Origin of the sequence: Micromonospora sp. Mcm103, from assembly GCF_024519755.1 — a bacterium.
Classification (GTDB): Bacteria; Actinomycetota; Actinomycetes; order Mycobacteriales; family Micromonosporaceae; genus Micromonospora; species Micromonospora aurantiaca.
This window is the reverse complement of the sequence record NZ_JALJRJ010000002.1, coordinates 1-24,731: the sequence shown is the minus strand read 5'-3', so window position 1 is coordinate 24,731 and position 24,731 is coordinate 1. Positions and strand designations below refer to the sequence as shown.

Below are 24,731 nucleotides of genomic sequence, written 5' to 3'. Positions count from 1 at the left end.
AGCGGTGACCGGCCCGTTCAACCGCGGAGGCCTACGCGCCCCGGACGTTCATGGGGTCACCGGCGCCGCCGCGGGACGCGGGCCGAGGTGGCCGCAGCCCCACCGACCAATGGATGGGGCACGGCCGCCGGGCGGGACTCGCCGGTCGAGCGCCACAGCTCGTGGAGCGTGGGCCACCAGTCGGGGTGGCTCTCCACCACCTCGACCAGGACGGGGCTCTGCTCCAGCATGTGCGCGGGCCACCGGTGCCAGGAGTGGGCGAATCGGAAGTCGGGCAGCAGCCCGGCCACCTGCAGCTCGCACTCCAGCACGTCCGCGAGTAGCTCCGCGAGGGTGATCACGACGGACCGGTCGGTGTCGGTCGGCGCGGAGGGCTTCCGGTCGAAGAAGTATGCGCGAAGCGGCGGATTCTCCAACAGGCGGTCGTGCCAGGCGCGAGACAAGTTGTTCACTTCCATCAGCGCGGTGGCCGAGCCGATGCCGTTGTTGATGCGGCCCTGTTTCGCCACCTCCCGCGTCTGCACGGCGGAGAAGCACAACGACACCGCGACCAGCATCAGACTGACGAAGCCCAGAATCGTTTCCCACATGTCCCCGCCCTTCAGGGAGTACGACTCCCCTCACGCTAAGCGGAGAGCGCAACACCCTGAGTCACCACGTTCCGGCCGCCTTCCTCCCGGCGGCAATCAGCGGTCCGGTCGTCCTCAGGCGGCGGCGCGACGGACGGTGTCCCGCAGGGCCAGGGCCACTGCGGCGAACAGGGCCGCGCCGCACCCCACACCGGAGATCAGGCCGACGGTGCCGGCGCCCGCGCCGAGCGCGTGGGCGAGGAACCCGGCCAGGCCGAGCGCTGTCATCACGGCGCCCAGCCAGTGGTAGAGCGGCATCCGCCAGACGTGGGCGAGGCCGAAGAAGTGCACGCCGACGACCACCGCGACCCAGGCGACACCGACGGCGGGACGGTCCAGCACGTTGTTGATCACGAACAGGCCGCCGAAGAGCGCGACCGCCTCCAGCGCCACCACCAGCCAGTAGCGGCGGTCCATGAACCCGGCGGCCTCCCGCTGCGGGGCGGGCGTCTCCCGGCCGGCCACCCGGAACAGCGTGACCAGGAGCATCGCGGCCACCAGCAGGCCGGCGACGCGCAGCACCAGCGGCCAGGGCGCGTCCAGACCGCCGCTGTTGACCAGCACGAACACGGTGCCGAACGAGATGGCCACGAGCGAGCCGATCACCAGCCCCGACGCTCGTCCCCTGGTTCCCGTGCTCATGACGTCGCCTCCGGTCCCTCGCGCTCGCGCCTCGACCCGCGATCAAGGGCGTGGCGTCTGTACCCGCGCCCGGACGCGGCGCAAACTCCTTGATCACTATGTCGGAGAGCGGTGGCCGGGCCCGCACGGGACCCGGCCACCCGGTGGATCAGCTCGCGGTGCAGGTAGTCGCGGGGGTGGAGTTGGTGCCGGTCCAGCTGCCGATGAAGCCGAACGTGGTGCTCGCGCCGGCGCCGAGGCGGCCGTTGTAGTCGACGTTGCGGGCGGTGTACGCCGACCCGCTGTTGCTGACGCTCGCGTTCCACGCCTGGGTGACGGACTGGCCGTTGGCGAACGTCCAGCGCACCGTCCAGCCGGTGATCGCGGCGGCTCCGGCGGTCACCTTGACCTCGCCCTGGAAGCCGCCCTGCCACGAGTTCGCGACGGTGTAGGTGGCGGTGCAGCCACCGGCCGGCGGGGGCGTGGTGGGCGGCGGCGGCGTCGGGCTGACGGTCGGGCTGGTCGTCGGGCTCACGGTGGGACTGACCGTCGGGCTGGCGGTCGGGGTGGTGCTCGCGTACACCGACGCCTCGCGGGACGTGGCGGCGATGCCGTTGGCGCCGTTGAAGATCCGCTGACCCCAGCTGGTGAGCTGGGCCGGGTTGAACGCGGTGGTCATGTCGAGGTACTCCACGCCGCCGCCGTTGCCGCTCCACGACCAGCCGAGGTAGCCGATGCCGTTGGCCTGGGCGTACGCCATGATGGCGTCCTCGTCGGGGTTGCCGTCGGAGTGGTTGAAGCCGAACTCGCCGACCACGATGGGCAGCCCGGCGGTCCGGAACCGGCCGAGGTAGTCGCTGATCTCGGCGGCGGTGTCGAACACGCCGTACATGTGGATGGAGAAGACGGTGTTGCGCTGCGGGTCGGCGGCGAACACGGTGCCGGCGTTGTCGCGCATGGTGAACGACCAGTCCTGGCCCCAGTTGGGCGCGTCCACCATGATCGTGTGGGTGAGGCCGGCGGCGCGCAGCCGCTTGATCGCGTTCGAGGTGTCGGTGGTCCAGGCGCTGTAGCCCTGGTTGCCGAACGGCTCGTTGCCGATGTTGACGATGACGTACTTCTCCTGGCCCTTGAGCACGTCGGCGATGCTCAGCCAGTAGTCGGTGGCCTTCGCCAGCGTGGTGGCGGCGCCGTCCTCGCCGTACCCGGTGGTGTCGTGCACCTCCAGCACGCAGATCATCCGGTTCGCCTTGCACAGTGAGATCACGTTCGCCACGTCGGCGGCGCTGTTCTTCGTCCAGCGGTCGCCGCTGGACAGCACCACCCGGACGGTGTTCGCGCCGAGCGCCTTGATGTTGGCGAAGGAGCTGGTCTGCTGCGGGTACCAGGTGTGCGCGTGGTTGACGCCGCGCATCACGAACTCGACGCCGCCTGCGTCGTAGAGCCGCCCGTTGGAGACGGAGAACCCGGTGGCGGCGTTGGCCGGCTGCCCGAGGGCGAAGACGGCGGCGAGGGCCGTCAGCAGGGCGGCGCCCGCGACGGAGAGCAGTTTCTTCATGGCTGTCCTCAGGGGAAGGTCTCCCCCGTGCCCGAGCGGGGGTGCGGTGACGGTGACGAGGTGGTGGCGACTGAGCCCGGTAGCCGCCGCCCGGTTCCCGAACGGACGCAGGCATCAGCGTAGGGCGATGGAAGGCTTTAGGCAACCGGTTAAGCGGAACGCGCCGGTAGACGACGGGGGTTGACCGGCCACGCGTACTGAACCGGTTAAGACAACCGGCCGAAGGCGGGCGGCGAAGCGGACAGCAGGGTTGACCCGCGCGGGGCGGGGTATCCGGGGACGATCCGCCCGGGAAGGAGACGTGCCATGGTCAACGTCGGTTACACCCTCATGTGCGAGCAGGCCGGCCCGAAGGAACTGGTCGACCACGCCGTACGCGCCGAGGCCGCCGGCTTCGACCATCTGGTCATGTCCGACCACTACTACCCCTGGCTGGAGTCCCAGGGCCACTCCCCGTACGCCTGGTCGGTGCTCGGCGCGGTCGCCCACGCCACCAGCCGGGCCGAGCTGATGTCGTTCGTGACCTGCCCGATCCGGCGGTACCACCCGGCGGTCGTGGCGCAGAAGGCCAGCACCATCGGGGTGCTCTCGGACGGGCGGTTCACGCTCGGTCTCGGCGCCGGGGAGAACCTCAACGAGCACGTGGTGGGCGGATGGCCGCACGTGCAGCAGCGGCACGAGATGTTCGAGGAAGCGCTGCAGATCATCCGGCCGCTGCTCAACGGCGAGACGCTGACGTTCTCCGGCAACCACTTCGACGTCCCCGACGCGTACGTCTGGGACCGGCCGGAGCGGCCGGTGCCGATGGCGGTGGCCGCGTCCGGGCGGCAGTCGGCCACGCTGGCCGCCGAGTACGCCGACGCCATGATCGCCACCGACCCGCTGTCCCACCTGATCGACATGTACGAGGAGGCGGGCGGCGCGGGCCGCCCCCGCTACGGGCAGGTCGCCATCTGCTACGGCCCGGACGAGGACGAGTGCCGCAAGATCGTGCACGACCAGTTCCGCTGGTTCGGCCTGGGCTGGAAGGTCAACGCCGACCTGCCCGGCCCGGAGTCGTTCGAGGCGGCCACCCAGTTCGTCCGCGAGGACGACGTGGCCGAGGGCATCTCCTGCGGCCCGGACACCGACCGGCACGTCGAGGCGTTCAAGAAGTTCGTCGACGCCGGCTTCACCCACGTCGCGCTGGTGCAGGTGGGCGGTGACACCCAGCCGATGTTCCTCGACTGGGCCCAGGAGGAGCTGCTGCCCCGGCTGCGCGAGCTGTGACCGCTGAGGAGTTGACGCCATGCGTATCGGGAACACCGAGATCCGTCCCGCCGGAGGCGGGCTCGGCTGCCTGCTGATGATCCTCTTCTCGATCGTCGCCTCGGTGGTGCTCACCGTGCTGCTCAACCTGGTCCTGTAGAACCCGGCCCGGCGCGCTCGGCGGCGGCACCAGAATGGGGCATGCCCCTGCTGACCGCGCTGCCGCTGGCGCTGGAGATGGTCGCCGGGTCGAAGCTCGTCAGCGCCGTCGTCCTCGCCGGCGGACACCACCCGCGCCGCAGCTCGACGGCCTTCCTGGGCGGCGTGGCGGTCGGCGTGCTCGGGCCGTTGATGCCACGTACGCCTTCGGTCTGGGGCTGGTGCTCGCCGTCGCGGTGCCGAGCGACGAGCTGGTCATGGCGTCGGTCGCGGGCAGCATGGCCGGGCACGGCCGTCCGTGGTGGCATCTGCTGCCGTTCACGGCGCTCACCCTGCTGCTGCTGGCGCTTCCGCTGCTGGCGCTGCTGCTGTTCGGCGAGCGCGCGGACCGGCTGCTGCCGGTGTTCCGCTCCTGGACCGACAGGCACTCCTGGCTGGTCAGCGAGGCGGTCATTCTGATCTTCGCGGCCTTCGTGGTGGCCGATCTGGCGTCCGGGTCGGTCAGCCGGCCGTGACGTCCACGTCGGCCAGCACCGGATAGTGGTCCGAGGCCGTGTCCGCGTCACCGTCGCGGACCACCCGCACCGCGCGTACCCGGCCGGCCAGCGCCGGGGTGGCGAGCAGGTAGTCCAGCCGCATCCCGGCGAACTCGGCGCCGCCGTGCCGGGTCGGCACGGTCAGGCCGCCGGGTTCGTCGCCGCCGGACCGCGGCCACAGATCCACCAGGCCGGCGTCGAGCAGCCGGGCCACCGCGCGGGTGTCCACGGTACGGCCGTCGCGGCGCAGGTGCCGCCGCCGGTACGCCGTCGCCAGCCCGGCCAGCCGGGCGGTGTGGTCGACGGCGGGCTCCAGCGTGTTCAGGTCCCCGGCGAGCAGGGCCAGCTCTCCCCCGGTACGCCGCAGCGCGGCGGCCAGCCAGTCCGCCTCCATCCGCCGCCGCCCACCCGAGTAGGGGTACAGGTGCGTGCTCAGCACGGTCAGCGGTCCCGCGCCGGTGGCGACCTGCACCCGGGCGGCGGCGTGGTGGAACGGGCGGCGGACCCGGCCGGCACGCAGCACCCGCAGCGGCGGGCGGACCAGCACCGCCACCGGCTGACCGAAGCAGGACCGGGCCGGGTACGCCGCCATCCCGAGCCGGTCGGCCAGGCCGTCCAGCGTGGCGTCCATGCCGCGCAGCTCCTGCAGGGCCAGCACGTCGGGGCGCTGCGCGGTGACGACCGAGACGATCCGGTCCCGGCGGTCGGCGCCGCCGCCGTCCCGCCCGCCGGTCCGGATGTTCCAGGTCATCACCCGCAGCATCGGCTCAGTCCGGCCGCGCGGCCTTGGCCAGCTCGTCGTCCAGCTCGTCGACCTGTTCGGACTCGATCGCCGGCTGGTTGCCCTCGTGGACGTCGGCGTTGGGCTTGATCACCCAGTACAGCAGCGACAGCCAGAGCGCGCCGAGCAGGATCGCGCCCATGAAGTCGGTCGGGTGGTGCATGCCCCGGTACATCCGGGAGGTGGCCACGCCGACCGGCATCAGCACGGCCATGCCCACGAACAGCCACCGCCACCACCTGTCGGTACGCGGGAACACGATGACCGCCATGGCCACCCAGAGGCAGATGGTCGCCGCGATGTGGCCGGACGGGAACGACGAGGTGGGCATCTGCCCGTCCAGGTTCTCCACCGGCGGCCGGGGCCGGTCCACCACGCGGGCGCTGGCCAGGAACAGGCTCAGCTCGCCGAACATCGCCAGCACCACGTACAGCACCGGCCGCCAGCGCCGCCACACGGCCAGCACGATCGGGCAGAACACCAGCGACACCAGCAGGATCGCGTGGGTGTCGCCGAACTTGCTCCACCACCAGCTCAGCTCCGTGAGCGCGTCGGTGTGCCGCTCGGCGAACCAGCGCGGCACCTCGGTGTCGAGCGTGTCGAAGAACGTGCCCTTGGCGTGGTAGCTGACGAACATGCCGAACGCGTAGAGCACACCGAATACGATCACCCAGCCGACCAGCAGCTCGGCCACCGCCGAGCGCGGGTGCTCCAGCACCTTCTCCTCGTCCGGCGCGAGCGCCAGATCCTCGCCCGCCTCCGGCTCCAGGCCCTCACGCAGCGGCGGCACCGGCCGGCCGCGCTCGCGCCGCCACAGCCGGAAGGCGTACGCGGTGACGCCCAGCCAGGCCGCGCCGAGCAGCCAGCCGCCGATCACGTCGGACACGAAGTGCACGCCCAGCGCGATCCGGGTCAGCCCGACCAGGAAGATCAGCACGCCGGCGACGGCGATGGCGGGCTTGCGCCAGCGCGGCGACATGGCCGGCAGGAACACCAGCAGCAGCGCCCCGTACGCGACGAACGAGCCGAGCGCGTGACCACTGGGGAAGCTGTTCCCCGGCGCGCTGGCGATCGGCACGTCCACCACCGGGCGCAGCCGCCCGACCAGCGCCTTGAGCGACGGGTCGAGGATCAGCCCGCCGGCGCCGGTGACGATCAGGTAGACCGCCAGCCGGGACTGGCGGCGGATCAGCAGGCCCACCACCGCGATGCTGACCAGCCAGATCAGCACCGGCCGGCCGCCCAGGTCGGTGATCGCCTGGAGCACTGTGACCAGCGGGCCGTGCGGGGCCACCAGGTTGTTGAACCACTCGGCCGTCTCGTGGTCGGCGTGGTAGAGCGGGCTCCACCGGAACCGGACCAGCATGAGCAGCACGCCGAACCCGACTCCCGCACCGGCCACGGCGAGCAGGCCCGCGAGGCTCCGCTCCGCGAAATGGCTGAGCGGCCGGCTCCCGGCTTCCTTGACCGCGGTCACACCGCACCTCCCTCGTTCTTCTGCGAGGCGCGCTGTACCCGATCGGCGTGTCCCGTACACGCCGTACCGGCGCGGCGTCTCACGCCGGACGGGCGCGGCGTCTCACGCCGGACGGGCGTGGCGTCTCACGCCGGACGGGCGCGGCGTCTCGCGCCGGACGGGCGTGGCGTCTCACGCCGGACGGGCGTGGCGTCTCACGCCGGACGGGCGCGGCGTCTCGCGCCGGACGGGCGTGGCGTCTCACGCCGGACGGGCGTGGCGTCTCACGCCGGACGGGCGCGGCGTCTCGCGCCGGACGGGCGTGGCGTCTCACGCCGGACGGGCGTGGCGTCAGAGCGAGGTCATCTCACCGGTGTCGAACAGCTCCGCCCGCTGCGCCTCCGGCTCCCACAGGTCCGGCTTGGCGGGCTCCTCCACGCCGATGCGCATCGCTTCGAGCTGCGCGGCGAACGCCAGCCCGCCGAACAGCGCGATCCCGGTGAGGTTGGCCCAGAGCAACAGGGCCATCATGCCGGTCAGCGCACCGTAGGTCTGGCCGAATCCGCCGCTGTACTTCACGTAGGCGGCGAGCAGCAGGCTGGCCAGCCACCAGATCGCGATGGCGATGGACGCGCCGAAGAAGAGCCAGGACAGGCCGGGCTGGCGGCGCCGGGGCGCGTGCCGGAACAGCACCGCGACGGCGAGCACGGTGAGGCCGAGGCTCAGCGGCCAGCGGATCACGTCCCACCCGGCCATGGCGACGTCGCCCCACTCGTAGTGCCGCCGTACCGACTCGCCCATCGCCCGGCCGCCGACCAGGATCAGGAAACCCGCAAGCGCGGGCACGCCGGCGACCACCGCGAGGATCGCGGCGCGCAGGTACTTCGCCAGCGCCGGGCGGTCCCGCTCGACGCCGTAGATCCGGTTGGCGCCCCGCTCGATCTGCGCCATCGTGGTGGTCAGCGCGACCAGCCCGGTGAGCAGACCGAGGGTCAGTGCCAGTTCGCCGGCGTCCTCGGTGCGCTCGCTGTCGGTGAGCAGGTCCTGCACCATGGCTTCGCTCTGGCCGGGCGTGATGGCCAGCACCGTGTCGGCGACGACCTTGCCGCCCTCGTCCACACCGAGGTCGGTGATCAGGCCGGTGAGCGCGATCAGGAACGGCACCACGGCCAGGCAGAGCTGCAACGCCAGCGCCCGGGAGTGGCTGAACCCGTCGCCGTAGCGGAACCGGATGAACGCGTCCCGCAGCAGGCACCAGCCGCCGTGCCGGCGCAGTGTGTGCCAGGCGTCGTCGGCGGACAGCTCGTTCTCGGTCATCAACCGGGTCTCGGGGACCAGCTTGGTGCTACTCACGGCGGGCCTCCTCGACCAGGTGCTCTCCGCGCTCACCGGCCGCGTCGGCGTCCACCGCCAGGTCGGGGTGCTCCTCCGGGCGCGGTACGCAGAGCCAGAGCGACTCGGGCCGGATGGTGGCCTTGAGCGACCGGCCCGGCTCGATCAGGTCGCCGTCGAGCTGCCGGGCCTGAGCCCGGGTGCTGGTGATCTCGACCGAGCGTGCCCGGAACACCTCCATCCCCGGCACGCTGTCGCGGCGGCGCAGCACCGCCCAGCCCATCGCGAGCCAGTGGCGCAGCGTACGCGGCGTCAGCACCGCCACGTCGAGCCAGCCGTCGTCCGGTTCGGCCTCGGTGAGCAGGCGTACCCCGCCCTGCAGGCGCCCGACGTTGGCGACCAGGACCGAGCGGGCCCGGCGGCGCAGCGGCGGCTTGCCGTCGATGCGCACCGAGACCCGCATCGGCCGGTCGCGCAGGTGGCGGGCGGCGCCCACCACGTACGCGGGCCAGCCGATCCGCTTCTTCGTGGTCTCCGAGGTGGAGTCGAGCATCTGGGCGTCGAAGCCCATCCCGGCCATCACCGCGAAGCACTTGTCGCCGACTACGCCGACGTCGAGGCGGCGCATCCCGCGCTCGACGGCGACCTCCAGCCCGGCGGCCAGGTCGTTCGAGAGGCCGAGGTTGGCGGCCAGCAGGTTGCCGGTGCCCTGGGGCAGCACGGCCAGCGCCACGTCGGTGCCGGCCAGCGCGGTCACGCAGGCCATCACCGTGCCGTCGCCGCCGCAGGCGAAGACGACCTCCGCGCCCGCCTTCACGGCCTGTTCCGCCTGCCCGCGGCCCGGGTCCTCGACCGTCGTCTCGTACCAGGTCGGGGCCGGCCACCCGGCGGCGGCGAGCGCGCCGTCCACGGTGCGGCGGAACTCGTCCAGGTCGGCCACCTTCACCGGGTTGACCACCACTGCCGAGCGCGGGGTGCGGTTCTCCGCGTTCACCGGGCGCTTGTCGTCTGCACCGTCCACGGCGTCAGTGTGCAGGACACGGGGCGTGACGGCGACCCGGCGCAGCGGGACGTTGCGAGGACCGCAAACAGGTTTGAAATCCGGGTGCGGGTCAGGCCGCCTCGCGCAGCGCCGCGTCGACGCGCCGCCGCAGGTCGTCGATGTCCACCCCGGCCTCGGTAAGCACCACGGCGGCCAGGCCGTCGCCCTCGCGCAGCAGGCCGAGCAGGATGTGTTCGGTGCCGATGTGCCGGTGGCGCAGCCGCAGCGCCTCGCGCAGCGACAGCTCGAGCACCTTCTTGGCGCGGGGCGAGAACGTGCCGTGGTGCGGCCCGCGACGCCACCACCGGCGCGGACGCGGGGTAGCCTCGCGCAGCGCGTCGGGGCCGAAGGACTCCTCGATTCGGGCCACTATCGCGGCGAGGTCGATGCCGATCTCGCGCAGTGCCGCGGCATCCGCGGCGCCGAGCCCGTCCACGCCCTGCGCGGTGTGGCGGGCCACCGCGGCGCGCAGCGCGTCGGCCTCGACGCCGCCGGCCGCGAGCAGCCGTACCGCCAGGTTGTCGCGGTCGGCGAGCACGCCCAGCAGCAGGTGTTCGGTGCCGACCGGCCGCCGTCCCTCGGTGCGGGCCTCGTCGAGCGCGTGGTGCACCACGCTGCGGGCCCGGTCGGTGAATCGTTCGAACATCACGCCTCCCAGCTCTCACGCACCGCCGGTCGTCCGGCGTGCTTCTTGTGGACCGCCTGCCGGCTGACCTCGAGGGCGTCGGCGATCTCCTGCCACGACCAGCCCTGCCGCCGGGCGTTGTCGACCTGGATCACCTCGAGCCGTTCGAGCAGCCGGCGCAGGGCGAGCACGGCGCGCAGGCCGACCTTGGGGTCGGTGCTGCCGGCCGCCGCCGCGAGTTCCGTCGCCTGACTCATGCTGTCAATCTAGGTTGACAGCACCTCACCTGTCAACCTTGGTTGACACGCGACCCGGCCTGCCGCTGTCCGGCCCGTCCCGGTGTTACGGTCCGCTGGTGTTCCGCCGCCGTCCGCTGGACCGGCCGGTCGAGTCCGCGCGCCGGCTCACCGCCGGCCGCCTCACCCTGGAGATCGCCGGGGGCAGCGTGGTCGGGCACCGCTACCCGGAGAACTACGACGTGCTGCACGTCGACCCCGAGCTGCCGTTCGCGGTGGTCTGCGACGGGATGGGCGACGGCGAGGGCAGCCGCGTGGCGGGCACGACGGCGGCCCAGACGTTCACCGCGCAGGTCCGCGCCGGCTGGCCCGCCGTCGGCGCCGCCGCGCTGCGCACCGCCGTGGCCGAGACCCAACGGCGGGTACGCCAGGCCGGCGCGGCGCAGCCGGGCCTGACCGGGTGCACGCTCACCGCGCTCGTCGTCGAGCCGGACGGCGAGCAGGGCTGGCTGGTGCAGCTCGGCGACTCGCGGGCGTACCGGCTGCGCGACGGGCTGCTCGAACTGGTCACCGTCGACCACACGATGGCCTGGCTCGGCCTGCTGCACGGCTGGTGGCCGGCCGACTCGCCGGAGGCGGCCCGGGCGCGCTACCAGTTGCTGCGCTACGTCGGCCACCCGGACCGCCCCGAACCGGACCTGCTCGCCGTGCCCCTGCGCCGCGGCGACACCTGGCTGCTGTGCACCGACGGCATCAGCGACCAGCTCGGCTACCACCGGCTGCGCGACCTGCTCGCCGCGCGGCGCGACCCGGCGCGCACCGTCGAGGCCCTGCTCGCCGCCAGCCTGGACGAGGGCGGCGAGGACAACGCCACAGCCGTCGTACTGCGCGTCCACCCGGCGCTGCCCGCCCCGCGCTGACCGCCAGTTCCGCCGACCCGCTCCGGCACAACCGGTCCCGCGACTACGGTGAGTGAAAAGCACGGGTCGGGAGGTGAGCCGGGGTGGCCGCACCCAGCCACGGCGCGGTGGTGGTCGGCGTCAGCCGGTCCGAGGCCGATCTGACGGTGGTCCGCACGGCCGCCGCCGAGGCCGCCGCCCACGACCGGCCGCTGCACCTGCTACACGCGTTCAACTGGGCCGCCACGCCCGGACCAGCCCCGGCCGGCGGCACCCGCACGGACGCGGAGAACGTGCTGGAGCACGCCGGGCAGGTCGTCGCCGAGTGCGCGCCGCAGGTGCCGGTCAGCGGCCGGATCGTCGAGGGCTCGCCGGTCGAGGCCCTGCTGCGGGTCGCCGACACCGCGTTCCTGATCGCGCTCGGTGACGGCGGCATGTCCGCCCACCCGGACCGCGTACCGGCCGACACGCCTGCCGTGGACGTGGCCGCCCGGGCCGGTTGCCCGGTGCTGGTCGGGCGCACCCAGCCGGCCCCGCCCGGGCCGCTGCTCGTCGGCTTCGACGGATCACCCAGCTCGCAGGCCGCCCTCGGGTACGCCTTCGACTGCGCGCAGCACCGCGGCGCCCGCCTGCTCGCCGTCCGGGTGATCGAGCCGGACTCCGGCGACCGCGACGACGGGCGGCTGGAGGAGGCGGTCACCCGGACGGCCCGGCGGTACCCCCGGGTCACCGCCGACTGCGAGACCGTCCACGGTGAGCCGAGGTCCGTCCTGCTCGACCGCTCCCGCGCCGCGCAGCTCGCGGTGGTGGCCGCCTGGGGAGACGGGCCGGTAGGGTCCACTCTGGGCGCGGTCAGCCAGTCTCTGCTCTACCACTCGCCGGCTCCGCTGATCGTCGTACGGGGCACCCCCGCCGATGCCGGAGACGGGTCATGACGCCCGCGCGAGGCGGGACCTACGGCCCTGACCGGCGACCCCCGATGGGGACGACGCTGGACGCGCCGGGGGAGAAGGCGTGGTCCCCGAGTGGCGGCCGACCCCGAACCACGAGAGGCTAAGGCAGCATGGACACCGCGGTGAACCTGCACAGCCCCCTGACCGAAGCCGAGTTGCGCCGGCTGGACGCCTACTGGCGCGCGGCGAACTACCTGACCGTCGGCCAGATCTACCTGCTCGACAATCCGCTGCTGCGCGAACCGCTCAGGCCCGAGCACGTCAAGCCGCGCCTGCTGGGCCACTGGGGCACCAGCCCCGGGCTCAACCTGCTCTACACGCACCTCAACCGGGTCATCGTGAACCGGGACCTGTCCGCCATCTTCGTCACCGGCCCCGGCCACGGCGGCCCGGCGCTGGTGGCGAACACTTGGCTGGAGGGCACCTACAGCGAGCTGTACCACCACATCCCCCGGGACGAGACCGGCATGCAGCGGCTGTTCCGGCAGTTCTCCTTCCCGGGCGGCATCCCGAGCCACGTGGCGCCGGAGGTGCCGGGTTCGATCCACGAGGGCGGCGAGCTGGGGTACGCGCTGAGCCACGCGTACGGCGCCGCGTTCGACAACCCGGACCTGCTCGTGGCCTGCGTGATCGGCGACGGCGAGGCGGAGACCGGCCCACTGGCCGGGAGCTGGCTGTCGAACGTGTTCCTCAACCCGGCCCGCGACGGCGCGGTGCTGCCGATCCTGCACCTCAACGGCTACAAGATCGCCAACCCGACGGTGCTGGACCGGATCCCCGCCGAGGACCTGCGGGACATGATGCGCGGCTTCGGCTACGAGCCGTACGTGGTCGAGGGCGACGACCCGGCCACCGTGCACCAGCTGCTGGCCGGCACGCTCGACCGCGCGCTCGACGAGATCGCCGCGATCCAGCGCCGGGCCCGCTCCGGCGAGCACGTCGAGCGTCCCCGCTGGCCGATGATCATCCTGCGCACGCCGAAGGGCTGGACCGGTCCGAACCGGGTCGACGGCAAGCAGGTCGAGGGCACGTTCCGCGCCCACCAGGTGCCGATCTCCGAGGTCCGGGACAACCCGGAGCACCTGGCCGAGCTGGAGCGCTGGCTGCGTAGCTACCGGCCGGAGGAGCTGTTCGACGCCACCGGCGGCCCGGTCGCCGAGGTGGCCGCCCTGCCGCCCACAGGTGACCACCGGATGAGCGCCAACCCGGTCGCCAACGGCGGCCGGCTGCTGCGCAACCTGGAACTGCCGGACTTCCGCGACTACGCGGTCGACGTACCGACACCGGGTGAGCCGATGGCCGGCGCGACGGGTGTGCTCGGTCCGTGGGTCCGGGACGTGATCGCCCGCAACCCGGAGACGTTCCGCCTGTTCGGCCCGGACGAGGTGGCCTCGAACCGGCTCGGCGCGGCGTTCGAGGTGACCGACCGCGCGTTCGTGGGCGCCGAGGTGCCCGGCGACGACCACCTCTCCCCCGATGGCCGGGTGATGGAGGTGCTCTCCGAGCACCTGTGCCAGGGCTGGCTGGAGGGCTACCTGCTGACCGGCCGGCACGGCATCTTCACCAGCTACGAGGCGTTCATCCACATCGTCGACTCGATGGTCAACCAGCACGCCAAGTGGCTGAAGGTGACCCGGAACATCCCGTGGCGGGAGCCGGTGGCGTCGCTGAACTACCTGCTGTCCAGCCACGTGTGGCGCCAGGACCACAACGGCTTCTCGCACCAGGACCCGGGCTTCATCGACCACGTGATGAACAAGAAGGCCGAGGTGGTCCGGGTCTACCTGCCGCCGGACGGCAACACGCTGCTGTCCACTATGGATCATTGCCTGCGCAGCCGGCAGTACATCAACGTGGTGGTGGCCGGCAAGCAGCCCGCGCCGAACTGGCTGACCATGGACGAGGCGATCCAGCACTGCCGCCGCGGCCTGGGCATCTGGGACTGGGCCAGCAGCGACGACGGCACCGAGCCGGACGTGGTGCTCGCCTGCGCCGGCGACGTGCCGACGCTGGAGACGCTCGCCGCCGTCGACCTGCTGCGCCGGCACCTGCCGGACCTGAGGGTGCGGGTCGTCAACGTGGTCGACCTGATGCGCCTGCAACCGCCGTCGGAGCACCCGCACGGCCTGCCGGACAACGAGTTCGACACCATCTTCACCCGCGACAAGCCGGTCATCTTCGCCTACCACGGCTACCCGTGGCTGATCCACCGGCTCACCTACCGCCGGACCAACCACGAGAACCTCCACGTGCGCGGCTACAAGGAGGAGGGCACCACCACGACGCCGTTCGACATGGTGATGCTCAACGACCTGGACCGCTTCCACCTGGTCATCGACGTGATCGACCGGGTGCCGGGGCTGCGGTCGCGCGCCGCGCACCTGCGCCAGGACATGGTGGACGCCCGCCAGTCCTGCCGCGACTACACCCGGCGCTACGGCGAGGACGACCCCCGGGTCGCCGAGTGGCGCTGGATCCGCGAGAACGACCCGGCCGTGAGGAGTGGCGAATGAGCGGCGAGGAGATCCTGGTCGGCTACGACGGTTCCGCCGACGCGTCGGTGGCCCTGAACTGGGCGCTGGACGAGGCGGGCCGGTCGGGGCGGCCGGTACGACTGGCGTACGTCTTCGAGTGGCTGACGGTGACCGGCTGGATCGGCCCCGGTGTGGCGCCGGGGGTGTGGCCGGACGAGGCCGCCCGGCAGCAGGTCGACGAACTGGTCCGCAAGGCGGCGGCGGACGCCGCCGCCGACCGGCCGGGCCTGACCGTGCACGGCGAGGTGTTCGACGGGCCGCCCGCGCTGGTGCTCCAGGAGCGGTCCGCCGACGCCGGGATGCTGGTGCTCGGCAGCCGGGGCCACGGCGGCTTCGGCGGGCTGCTCGCCGGCTCCACGGCGGTCTCGGTCACCGCGCACGCCCACTGCCCGGTGGTGGTGGTCCGCGACGGCCAGGCCGCCACGTCCGGGCCGGTGGTGGTCGGCTCGGACGGCTCGGAGTCGGCGCTGCGGGCGCTCGGCTTCGCCGTCGAGCGGGCCGCGCAGCGGGACGTGCCGCTGCGGGTGCTGCGGGCCTGGGAGCCGCCGGGCGACAGGTGGGTGCCGCCGGACTTCGACCCGGAGCAGGTCGCCGCGAGCGAGCGGGCCGCCGCCGAGGCGGAACTGGCGCCGTGGCGGGAGAGCTTCCCCGACGTGCCGGTCGAGATCGAGGCGGTACCCGGCAGCGCGTCCGCGCTGCTGGTGGAGGCGAGCCGGTCCGCGCAACTCGTGGTGGTCGGCAGCCGGGGCCGGGGCGGCCTGCGCGGCATGCTGCTCGGCTCGGTCAGCCAGCAGCTCATCCAGCACTCCCACTGCCCCGTCGCTGTGGTACGCGAGCGCTGACTCAGCGGCCGGGCGCGGTCGAGCCGTCCTCCGGGTTGAGCGAGAAGTAGTCCTCCTCCTCCTGGGCCAGGTGCAGGCGCAGCACCGCGTCCAGGCCGTAGAGCGCGGCCAGCAGATCGGGCACCTCGTCACGGCGCAGCCGGCCGTCCGGCTGCGCCGTGAGGTGCCCGCCGATCCGCTCCACCAGCCGCACGATCTCCACGTGCGCCCGGCTCATCGTGGAGGTCGCCTCGTCGCTGCCGAGCGGCCCGGCCAGCGCCGGGTAGAGCTGCCGGTCCTCGGCCGCCTCGTGCGGCAGCACCTCGTCGACCAGGCGCCGGTGCACCTCGCGCAGCGCCGGCAGGCACGCCGGGTCGTCCGGGCGGGTCGCCACCATGTCGGCGGTGTCCCGCAGCGCCGCCAGCACGTCGCGGACGCCGCCGTGCTCGCCCGCGTACCGGTCGAGCAGTTCGCGGGTGTGCGCCGGCAGGTCCCGCCGCCGCAGGCCGCCGCCGAGCGCGCGCAACGCGTTGAGGATCACCAGGACGTCGATGCCCTCCTGGAGGAACGCGCCGGCCACCGGGGGCAGCCGGCCCGCCGCGGCCACCAGCATCGCCAGCACCGCCAGTCCCATGCCGACGGTGGCGCTCTGCACCGCGATGCGGCGGGCGTACCGGGCGATCTCGACGGCGTCGGCGAGCCGGTCCAGCCGGTCCACGGTGAGCACCGCGTCGGCCACGTCCGCCGAGGCGGTCGCCCCGGTCGCGCCCATCGCCACACCGACGTGCGCCTCGGCCAGCGCGGGCGCGTCGTTCACGCCGTCGCCGACCATCACGGTCACCGCATGCGCCGACTCCTGGCGTACCCGATCGGCCTTCTCCTGCGGCGAGCACCGCGCGATCACGTCGTCCACGCCCACGATCTGCGCCACCTGCCGGGCCGTGCCCGGACGGTCGCCGGTCACCATGACCAGCCGGGTCAGGCCCGCCTCGCGTAGCCGCCGCACGGTCCGGCGGGCGTCCGGGCGGACCGGGTCCTCCAGCAGGATCGCGCCGAGCGGCCCCTGGTCGTCGCTGACCCAGACCGCGGAGCGCCCGGCCCGTTCGGCGCGTTCACCGAGCCGGCCCGCCCACTCGGGCGGTTCCCCGGCGAGCTGCCCGACGTGCACCATCCGCCCGTCGACGCGGCCGCTCACCCCGTGCCCCGGCTCCTCGGTGACCTGCGTCGGCTCGGCCAGCGCCAGCCCGCGCTCGCGGGCCTGCCGGACCAGCGCGGCGGCCAGCACGTGCGGGGAGAGCTGCTCGACCGAGGCGGCCAGCCGCAGCACCTCGTCCCGGTCGCCGCCGGGCGCCACCACCACCTCGGCCGCCCGGGGCCGCCCGGCGGTGAGCGTGCCGGTCTTGTCCAGCAGCAGGGTACGGGCGCGGCCGAGCTGTTCCAGCGACCCGCCGTCGCGGACCAGTACGCCGCGCCGGGCCACCCGGGACAGCCCGGACACCACGGCGATCGGGGTCGCCAGCAGCAGCGGGCACGGGGTGGCCACCACGAGCACCGCGACCGCCCGGGTGAACTCGCCGGACAGCAGCCACGCCAGCCCGGCCAGCACCAGCGTGAACGGCACGAAGGCGGCGGCGTACCGGTCGGCCAGCCGTACCATCGGGGCCTTGCGGACGGTGGCCTCGCCGGCCAGGCGGACGATGCCGGCGTAGGTGCTCTCCGCCGCGTTGCGGCTGGCCCGCAGCCCGAAGCCGGCGCCCGCGTTGACGACGCCGCTGGCGACCTGCTCCCCGGCCGCGCGAGTGACCAGCTGCGACTCGCCTGTGACCACCGACTCGTCGAGCGTCGCCGCCTCCTCGACCACGCCGTCCACAGGCACCACGTCGCCCGGCCCGACCACGAGGCGGTCCCCCACCTCGACGCGGTCCAGCGGCACCACCTCGATCCCGCCGTCCGGGGTGCGCCGCCGCGCCTGCCGGGGCGCGCGTTCCAGCAGCGCCCGCAGGTCACGGGTGGCGCGGCGCTGGGCGTACTCCTCCAGCGCCCGCCCGGTCGCGACCATCACCGCGATCACGGCACCGGCCAGGAACTCCCGCACCAGCAGCGCGCCGAGCAGCGCCAGCACCGCGATGACGTCCACCCCGAACTGCCGCAGCCACAGCTGGCGCAGCGTCGTCCAGGCCGCCGGCACCAGAGCGACCACCGTGACCGCCGCCCAGACCAGCCGCGCGGCGTCGTGCGCGCCGGCGAACCACAGCGCCGCACCGGCCAGCACGGCCACGGTGAGCAGCACCAGCGGCGCCCACTCGGCCCGGGCCCACCGCCGGGCGCGGGCCGGCTGCTCGGGTACGCACTCGCGTGGCTCGGTTCCCACGTGTGGATCGTCTCAGCCCGGACGTGGGACGGACAGGGCGATGCGGGTAATCCGGGGGATGGAACGGCGTCCCCACCCGCCCGTGGGGCACGATGGGGAAAACAGGAAAGGTCGTGACGATGAGCCACGAGACGCCGGCCGGCGATCGCCCGTTGACCACCGCGCTCGCGGAGGCCGCCGGAATGGCCGGCCACGCCCCCTCGGTGCACAACACGCAGCCGTGGCACTGGACGGTCCTGCCCGACGCGCTGGAGCTGCGGGTGGTCCGCGAACGGCACCTCAGCGCCATGGACCCGGAAGGGCACCTGCTGGTGGTGAGCTGCGGCGCCGCACTGCACCACGCCCGGGTGGCGCTGGCCGCCGAGGGCTGGACCCCGGTGGTGGAACGGCTGCCCGACCCGAAGGAACCCGACCTGCTGGCCCGGATCACCAGCCTGAAGCACACCGGCGCCGACCCCGACGCCATGCGCGTCGTGCAGTGCATGCAGGTGCGGCACACCGACCGGCGGCCGGTCAGCGACGAGCCGATCCCCGCCGACGCGCTGAACGACATCGACCGGGCCGCCACGCTGGAGGGGGTGAACCTGCAACTGCTCGACGACACCCAGAAGATCCAGCTCGCCGCCGCCGCCCAGCAGGCCGCCGCCGTCGAGGCGGACAGCCCGGAGCTGCGCGAGGAACTGGCGTACTGGACCAGCCGGGCCGGCACCGGCACCGGGCTGCCGCCGGAGGTGCTGCCCGAGCAGGCCCCGCAGACGACCGTTCCGGCCCGCGACTTCGGCCGCGCCGGCTCGCTGCCGATCGGGCCCGGCCACGACAAGGCCGCCGTCTACGGGATCCTGTGGGGCTCCGACGACGAGACGATGAGCTGGCTGCGCGCCGGTGAGGCCCTCTCCGCCGCGTGGCTCACCGCCACCCGGCACGGGGTGTCGCTGGTGCCGCTGTCCGGTGTGGTGGAGGTCGAGGGCACCCGCGAGGTGCTGCGGCAGATGCTCTCCGGCCTGGGGTTCCCCTACATCAGCATGCGGCTCGGGCTGGCCGACCCGACGCACGCCGGACCGCCGCACACGCCCCGGCTGGACATCACGCAGACGGTCGACACCTCGGCGGTCCGCGACCGGCTCACCTGACCGGTCTCGATCACGGCGGCCACCAGGCGATACCATCGCCGGGTGGCCGCCGCACCCCAGTCCCGGCACGAGCACAACACACCGTCGCTCGGGCTGACCCCGCTGTCCCGTGTCCGTCTGGACGAACTGCTCCAGGAGATGCTCGACCGCGTCGGCGAGGTGGTCACCAGCCGCGAGCGGCTACGGGCCCTGCTGGACGCGGTCGTCGGCATCGGGTCCGACCTCGATCTGCGCAGCACGCTCCAGCGGATCGTGCAGTCGGCGTGCGAGCTGGCCGGCGCCCGCTACGGCGCGCTCGGCGTCATCGGTCCCGACCGCATGCTGCACGACTTCATCGTCCACGGGATCAGCCCCGAGCAGCACGCGAAGATCGGCGAGCTGCCGCACGGACGGGGCGTACTCGGCCTGCTCATCGACGAACCGAAGCCGCTCCGCATGCCGGACATCACCAAGCACCCCAACTCGTACGGCTTCCCGCCCAACCACCCGCCGATGCACAGCTTCCTCGGCGTGCCGGTACGCATCCGCGACCACGTCTGGGGCAACCTCTACCTGGCCGAGAAGCAGGGCGCGGCCGAGTTCACCGAGGACGACGAGGAGATCGTGGTGGCGCTGGCCGCCGCGGCCGGTGTGGCGATCGAGAACGCCCGCCTCTACGCGCTGGCGCACCGGCGGGAACGCTGGCTCGCCGCCGCCGCGGAGATCACCTCGGTGCTGCTCGGTGAGGTACGCCGTACCGACGCGCTGACGCTGGTGGCCCGCCGCGCCCGCGAGGTCGCCGAAGCCGAGCTGGCCCTGGTGCTGCTCTACGACGAGGACGAGGCGCAGTTCACCGTCGAGGTCGTCGACGGCGCCGACCCGGTCAGCCGGGAACTGGTCGGCGCGGTGCTGCCGGCCGCCGAGACCAGCTTCGCCGCGTCCGTCACGCAGGGCCGCCACGACCAGGTCGACGACCTCGCCGCCGCCGCGCCCTGGCCCCGGCCCGTGGTCGCCGGGCCCGCAGTGGTGTCCCCGCTCGCCGCCGCCGACACGCTGCACGGTGTCCTGGTGATCGGCTACCGGCCCGACCACGGCCCCGCCGCCGACGACGACCTCGCGCTGCTCGCCAGCTTCGCCGGGCAGGCCGCGCTGGCAATGGAACGCGCCCGCGGGCAGGAGGAGCGGGAACTGCTGGTGGTCCTGGAGGACCGCGAACGCATCGCCCGCGACCTGCACGACGTGGTGATCCAGCGGCTGTTCGCCACCGGCCTGCAACTGCAGAGCGGCGCGATGAACGCCCGTCCCGAGGCGGCCAAGCGGATCAACCAGGCCGTCGACGACCTGGACGCCACCATCCGCGACATCCGCCGCACCATCTTCGAGCTGCGCACGCCGATGAGCGCGGCGCTGCGCACCGAGATCCGCGAGGCGATCGAGGTGGCCGCCGAGTCGCTCGGCTACCGGCCCGAGCTGGAGCTGATCGGCCCGATCGACAGCGCCGTCCCGGACGACCTGCGCCCCGAACTCACCGCCGTGCTGCGCGAGGCGCTGTCGAACGCGGTACGCCACGCGCAGGCCGGCCGGGTGTCGGTGCGCGTACGCGTCGACTCCGGCCGGGTCGAGATCACCGTCACCGACGACGGGATCGGCTGCGACCCGGAGGCGGCCCGCAGCGGGCTGGTCAACCTGCGGGAGCGGGCCGAGCGGCTCGGCGGCGAGTTCTCGCTGCGCCGGGCCGAGCCGCGCGGCACCGAGGTGCGCTGGAGCGTCCCGCTCGACTGACCGGCGTCAGGTGTTCTTGCCGAGCAGGCGGGTGGCCAGCACCGCCGCCTGCGTACGCCGCTCCAGGCCGAGCTTCGCCAGCACGCTGGAGACGTAGTTCTTCACCGTCTTCTCGGCCAGGAACATCTTCCCGGCGATCTCGCGGTTGGTGAGCCCCTCCGCCACGTACTCCAGGATCCGCCGCTCCTGCTCGGTGAGCGACTTCAGCTCGCGCGGCTGCTCCACCCCGCTGCGGATGCGTTCCAGCACACGGGTGGTGATCGCCGGGTCGAGCAGCGACTGGCCGGCCGCCACCCGGCGGACCGCGTCCACCAGGTCGGTGCCGCGGATCTGCTTGAGCACGTACCCGGCGGCGCCCGCCATGATCGCGGCGAACAGCGCCTCGTCGTCCTCGTACGAGGTGAGGATCAGTCCCTTGATCGAGGAGTCCACCGCGCGGACGTCCCGGCACACGTCGATGCCGTTGCCGTCGGGCAGCCGGGCGTCGAGGATCGCCACGTCGGGGCGCAGCGCCGGAATGCGGCGCGCCGCCTCCTGGGCCAGGCCGGACTCGCCGACCACCTCGATGTCGCCGCTGCTCTGGAGCAGGTCGGCAAGGCCACGACGGACGACCTCGTGGTCGTCGAGCAGGAACACCCGGATCATCAGTCCTTTCTACCCGCTTTCCCGCCCCCGTAGCACGGGTCGAAAGTCCCGTCCTGCGCGCGCCGGCCGGGACCGACGGCCGGGCCCAGGTGGGGACCTCCGGCCCTGCTCACCGCGCCGCCCGCTGACGCACCGTAGTGGTGTACCCGGCCGGGGGAGCCGGCGCCGCACGAGAGGGAGCACCGCCATGACGACCGAATACACCGGCGAGCAACTGCGGGCCGCGGTCGCCGACGCAGTCCGGGCGCCGTCGCTGCACAACACCCAGCCGTGGCGGTTCCGGCTCGTCGACGGCGGCATCGAGGTGTCCGTCGACCCGCTGCGCGGCCTGCCCGCCACCGACCCGACCGGCTGGGGCGCGCGGATCGCCGCCGGTGCGGCGCTGTTCAACCTGCGCCTGGCGCTCGCCGTGGCGGGCACCCCGGCCACTGTGCGGCTGCGTCCGTACCCCGCCGACCCGGACGTCGTGGCCCGGCTGGTCCCGGACGTGCCGCGCCGCCCCACCCCGGTCGAGCAGAGCCTGTACGCGGCGATCAGCCACCGGTTCAGCAACCGCGCGCCGTTCTGGCCCGACCCGGTGCCGGCCGAGGCGCGCTGGCGGCTCGGCGAGGCGGCCCGCGCCGAGCAGTGCTGGCTGGAGCTGGTGATCGGCACCAGCGCCGTCAACGCGGTCGCCGAGGTCGCCCGCAGCGCCCACCGCGTGCTGGAACGCGACCCCGCGTACGTGGCCGAGCGGGCCGAGTGGATCCGCTCCGAGCCGGCCCCGGACGGCGTGCCGACCGGCGCCGGCGGGCCGCAGAGCGAACCGCAGGACCTGCTGCCGCAGCGCGGCTTCGGCGGACGCAACCGCGCCCCCGGCCGCGACTTCGAGCCGGAGCCGCTGGTCGCCGTGCTCGGCTCGGCCGGCAACACCTCGGCCGACCAGATCCTGGCCGGGCAGGCGCTGCAGCGGGTGCTGCTCACCGCCACCGACGCCGGGCTGAGCGTGTCGATGCTGTCCCAGCCGATCGAGGTGCCCGCCGCACGGGAGGCGCTGCGGATGTCGCTGGGCCGGTTCGGCACCCCGCAGATGGTGATGCGGATCGGATACGGCCAGCCGGGCCACGCCACCCCGCGCCGCTCGGTCGAGGAGGTGCTCGACCTGCCGGTCGTGCCGGCCTGACCCGTACCCCTCCGCGGGTCAGGTCGGCCACGGCCCTGCCTCTCTGGGTCAGGCCGGGAGCGCGGCCAGCAGGGCGGCTTCCCGCTCCGGCGCCAGGCCGACCGGGGCGCGCGCCGGCCGCCCGGCCCGGTCCGGCACGCGCCCCACCTCGCGCAGCCACCGCCAGGTGTCGGCGACCGTCTCGGCCACCGGCCGGCAGACCAGCCCCGCCGCGTACGCGCGTTCCACGTCCCGCTCCTGCATCCAGCGGTACTCGTGCCCGCGCGGAATCCACACCGGCAGGTCGTTCCACGGCACCACCCCGGCCGCCAGGATCGGCTCCGGCGCGGTCCACCGCAGCGTCGCGTCCGACCCGGTCACCGTCACCGCCGCGTCGAGCAGGTCACCCATCGTCGCGTGCCCGGTGCGACCCACCACGTTGTACGCCCCGCCGACGCCCTCGGCACCCCGGTCCAGCAGCCAGGCAGCCAGGTCCCGGACGTCCACGTACTGGATCGGCAGGTCACGCGGCCCCGGCGCCAGCACGTCCCCGCCCCGGGCGACCCGGTTCAGCCACCACGGCAGCCGCCCGATGTCCTCCCCCGGCCCGAGGATCAGCCCGGCGCGTGCCAGCAGCGCCCGGTCGCCGAACACCCGCGTCGCGGCGAGTTCCCCGCCGGCCTTGTTCGCCGGGTAGTCACCGTCGTCGGCGTCCGCGTCGGCCGCGACTGTCGGCGCCTCCTCGCCGCTGCCGGGCGCGACGGGTGGCGCGTACACCGATCCGCTGGACACGTAGACGAAGTGCGGCACCGCGTCGACGAGCGCCGCCGCCGCGTCCCGTACCGCCCGGGGCGCGCCGTCCCACGTGTCCACCACCAGGTCCCACTCGCCGCCGGTGAGCGCGGCCAGCCCGTCCGGCGCGGTCCGGTCACCCCGCAACCGGTGTACGCCGTCCGGCACCCGACCGTGCACACCCCGGTTGAACACTGTCACCTGCCAGTCGCGGCGTACCGCCTCGGTCACCACGGCACCGCCGACAAAGCCCGTACCACCAAGCATCAGGAGTCGCATGCGTCCCAGCGTGCCGCCCCGCGCCGCCCGGCAGGCCCCCCGTTCACGGTAAGCGGATCTGCCAACGGCAGAACCACGGGTCAGCCCGGCGCAGACGGGCGCGCCGCGCTGCGCGCGGCGAGCGGGAGATCTGCCGCGCCGTCCGCCCCCGCGCACCCGCACCCCTGCCCCGCCGATCTTGGAGTTGTGGTGCCACGAATTGCCCCGTTCAGCCCCCTTCGCGAGGTGCCACAACTCCAAGATCGCCAAGCTGAGCAAGATCACGGCACTTCCCGGCGCCCCTGAACGCCGCTCGCCAGGGTCACCCGCGATCTTGCACTTAGGTACCCCGTATAACGCCCAAAAGGGACGACGGTAGGGCCCAACCTGCAAGATCGGCGCGGCCCTCGCGGCGCCTCTGTCCACCCCTCGCTCCTCCCCTCCCCCGAGGCGTCGATCATGAACTTGACGGCGCCTGGTGTCCGTTTTGTCGCCGCTAACCTCATGATCAACGCTGCGGGAGGGATGCCCGGGAAGGGCTTCTCCGGGTGATCAAGGAGTTTGTGGGCTCAAGGGGGCCGGAAAGCGCCGCGAACTCCTTGATCACAGGGTGCAGGGCGAGGTGCTCGGCTGGGCTCGGTGAGGGTTTGGCGTGTGTGGGGTGGGTGTCCGGGTTGGGGGTGGTGGGCGGCACGCTGGTGGCGGAATCGTGGGCGGGCGGATGGCGTTGTAACCGGGTGAACGACCGAGCACCGGCCGCCGCCGAGCGAGGCGGTGCCGGCTGTGGGCACCAGGCCCAGGGCCGCGGTCGTTGAGTACGTCTCCGACGGCGTGAGCCGCAGGGATCATCCCGCCCGGCTGGTCGTTGACGATGGTTGCGACGACGCGTCAGGGCCCCGGGAATCATCCCGGCCGGCGGGTCGTTGAACACGGTTCCGACGACGTGAACTCTCCGCGCCGCACCCCCGGTGTTGGCGTGAAGGCCCCGGGAATGATGCCGGACCGCTGGTCGTTGGACATGCTTCCGGCGCCGCGTAGAGGCCCCCCGCCCCCGCGAGCAGCCGAGAACCCCCCAAGACTTTGAGCGCCTGACGGTGCCCACGCATCCCGCCCCCCGGCGGGTGCGTCGACCCCCGAATGGAGCACACGTGATGAACACGATTCTGCGTAAGAGCGTTCTGGGTATTGCTGGTCTGGCTTTCA

The 24,731-nt window shown here is 73.5% G+C and carries 21 protein-coding genes; 9 read left to right on the top strand and 12 right to left on the bottom strand.

The window, feature by feature from the left end:
- Window positions 1-56: 56 nt before the first annotated feature.
- From OC439_RS02650 to OC439_RS02640, 3 genes are all read right to left on the bottom strand, one after another.
- Entirely contained in the window at window positions 57-590 is a 534-nt protein-coding gene (locus OC439_RS02650; RefSeq protein ID WP_262012018.1) for a hypothetical protein, read from the bottom strand.
- A 114-nt stretch (window positions 591-704) separates the two neighbouring features.
- On the bottom strand, window positions 705-1,271 hold the full coding sequence (locus OC439_RS02645) for a hypothetical protein (protein ID WP_262012017.1): 567 nt from the start codon (window positions 1,269-1,271) through the stop codon (window positions 705-707).
- Between the two features lie 148 nt (window positions 1,272-1,419).
- Entirely contained in the window at window positions 1,420-2,808 is a 1,389-nt protein-coding gene (locus OC439_RS02640; protein ID WP_262012016.1) for a cellulase family glycosylhydrolase, read from the bottom strand.
- A gap of 306 nt (window positions 2,809-3,114) precedes the next feature.
- On the opposite strand from OC439_RS02640, the gene OC439_RS02635 reads away from it, so the two are divergent.
- Together OC439_RS02635 and OC439_RS02630 are read left to right on the top strand one after the other, a co-directional pair.
- Window positions 3,115-4,077, top strand: coding sequence for a TIGR03557 family F420-dependent LLM class oxidoreductase (locus OC439_RS02635; protein WP_262012015.1), 963 nt, complete (start codon window positions 3,115-3,117; stop codon window positions 4,075-4,077).
- A gap of 359 nt (window positions 4,078-4,436) precedes the next feature.
- Window positions 4,437-4,730 carry a GAP family protein gene (locus tag OC439_RS02630; RefSeq protein ID WP_262012014.1) on the top strand — a complete coding sequence of 98 codons (294 nt, stop codon included), beginning with the start codon at window positions 4,437-4,439 and terminating at the stop codon, window positions 4,728-4,730.
- Here the strand turns inward: OC439_RS02630 and OC439_RS02625 are convergent.
- The 6 genes from OC439_RS02625 to OC439_RS02600 form a co-directional block, all read right to left on the bottom strand.
- Window positions 4,717-5,514, bottom strand: a complete 798-nt coding sequence (locus OC439_RS02625) for an endonuclease/exonuclease/phosphatase family protein (protein ID WP_262012013.1) — start codon at window positions 5,512-5,514, stop codon at window positions 4,717-4,719. The two genes, OC439_RS02630 and OC439_RS02625, sit on opposite strands and share 14 nt — an antisense overlap.
- Before the next feature lie 4 nt (window positions 5,515-5,518).
- Entirely contained in the window at window positions 5,519-7,009 is a 1,491-nt protein-coding gene (locus OC439_RS02620; RefSeq protein ID WP_262012012.1) for a phosphatase PAP2 family protein, read from the bottom strand.
- Between the two features lie 330 nt (window positions 7,010-7,339).
- Complete coding sequence (locus OC439_RS02615; RefSeq protein ID WP_135239032.1) at window positions 7,340-8,341, bottom strand: YihY/virulence factor BrkB family protein; 1,002 nt, start codon at window positions 8,339-8,341, stop codon at window positions 7,340-7,342.
- Entirely contained in the window at window positions 8,334-9,341 is a 1,008-nt protein-coding gene (locus OC439_RS02610) for a diacylglycerol/lipid kinase family protein (protein ID WP_262012011.1), read from the bottom strand. The genes OC439_RS02615 and OC439_RS02610 overlap by 8 nt, the downstream gene beginning before the upstream one ends.
- Window positions 9,342-9,432: 91 nt before the next feature.
- Window positions 9,433-10,008 (bottom strand): Clp protease N-terminal domain-containing protein, encoded by a 576-nt coding sequence (locus OC439_RS02605; RefSeq protein ID WP_262012399.1) that lies wholly within the window; start codon window positions 10,006-10,008, stop codon window positions 9,433-9,435.
- On the bottom strand, window positions 10,008-10,244 hold the full coding sequence (locus tag OC439_RS02600; RefSeq protein WP_030275209.1) for an HTH domain-containing protein: 237 nt from the start codon (window positions 10,242-10,244) through the stop codon (window positions 10,008-10,010). Before OC439_RS02600 ends, OC439_RS02605 begins: the two co-directional genes overlap by 1 nt.
- A gap of 98 nt (window positions 10,245-10,342) precedes the next feature.
- On the opposite strand from OC439_RS02600, the gene OC439_RS02595 reads away from it, so the two are divergent.
- The 4 genes from OC439_RS02595 (at window position 10,343) to OC439_RS02580 (ending at window position 15,451) form a co-directional block, all read left to right on the top strand.
- Window positions 10,343-11,143 (top strand): PP2C family protein-serine/threonine phosphatase, encoded by an 801-nt coding sequence (locus OC439_RS02595; protein ID WP_262012010.1) that lies wholly within the window; start codon window positions 10,343-10,345, stop codon window positions 11,141-11,143.
- Window positions 11,144-11,226: 83 nt separating this feature from the next.
- The gene (locus OC439_RS02590) at window positions 11,227-12,057 is read left to right on the top strand and encodes a universal stress protein (protein ID WP_262012009.1); all 831 of its coding nucleotides are present in this window, start codon (window positions 11,227-11,229) and stop codon (window positions 12,055-12,057) included.
- Between the two features lie 128 nt (window positions 12,058-12,185).
- Complete coding sequence (locus tag OC439_RS02585) at window positions 12,186-14,588, top strand: phosphoketolase (protein WP_262012008.1); 2,403 nt, start codon at window positions 12,186-12,188, stop codon at window positions 14,586-14,588.
- Window positions 14,585-15,451, top strand: coding sequence for a universal stress protein (locus OC439_RS02580; RefSeq protein ID WP_262012007.1), 867 nt, complete (start codon window positions 14,585-14,587; stop codon window positions 15,449-15,451). Before OC439_RS02585 ends, OC439_RS02580 begins: the two co-directional genes overlap by 4 nt.
- 1 nt (window position 15,452) lies before the next feature.
- Here OC439_RS02580 and OC439_RS02570 read toward each other — a convergent pair whose 3' ends face one another.
- A complete protein-coding gene (locus OC439_RS02570; RefSeq protein ID WP_315985902.1) occupies window positions 15,453-17,801 on the bottom strand; it encodes a heavy metal translocating P-type ATPase in 2,349 nt (782 codons plus the stop codon).
- A gap of 119 nt (window positions 17,802-17,920) precedes the next feature.
- Between OC439_RS02570 and OC439_RS02565 the strand changes: the two genes are divergently transcribed.
- Both OC439_RS02565 and OC439_RS02560 read left to right on the top strand, forming a co-directional pair.
- Window positions 17,921-18,931, top strand: coding sequence for an Acg family FMN-binding oxidoreductase (locus OC439_RS02565; RefSeq protein ID WP_262012006.1), 1,011 nt, complete (start codon window positions 17,921-17,923; stop codon window positions 18,929-18,931).
- Between the two features lie 93 nt (window positions 18,932-19,024).
- Entirely contained in the window at window positions 19,025-20,692 is a 1,668-nt protein-coding gene (locus OC439_RS02560; RefSeq protein ID WP_262012397.1) for a GAF domain-containing sensor histidine kinase, read from the top strand.
- A gap of 6 nt (window positions 20,693-20,698) precedes the next feature.
- Here the strand turns inward: OC439_RS02560 and OC439_RS02555 are convergent, their stop codons facing one another.
- Complete coding sequence (locus OC439_RS02555; RefSeq protein ID WP_013284884.1) at window positions 20,699-21,337, bottom strand: response regulator; 639 nt, start codon at window positions 21,335-21,337, stop codon at window positions 20,699-20,701.
- Between the two features lie 187 nt (window positions 21,338-21,524).
- On the opposite strand from OC439_RS02555, the gene OC439_RS02550 reads away from it, so the two are divergent.
- Window positions 21,525-22,499, top strand: coding sequence for an Acg family FMN-binding oxidoreductase (locus OC439_RS02550; protein WP_262012005.1), 975 nt, complete (start codon window positions 21,525-21,527; stop codon window positions 22,497-22,499).
- A gap of 48 nt (window positions 22,500-22,547) precedes the next feature.
- On the opposite strand, the gene OC439_RS02545 is transcribed toward OC439_RS02550, so the two are convergent.
- Window positions 22,548-23,549, bottom strand: coding sequence for an NAD-dependent epimerase/dehydratase family protein (locus OC439_RS02545; protein WP_262012004.1), 1,002 nt, complete (start codon window positions 23,547-23,549; stop codon window positions 22,548-22,550).
- Window positions 23,550-24,731: the final 1,182 nt, after the last annotated feature.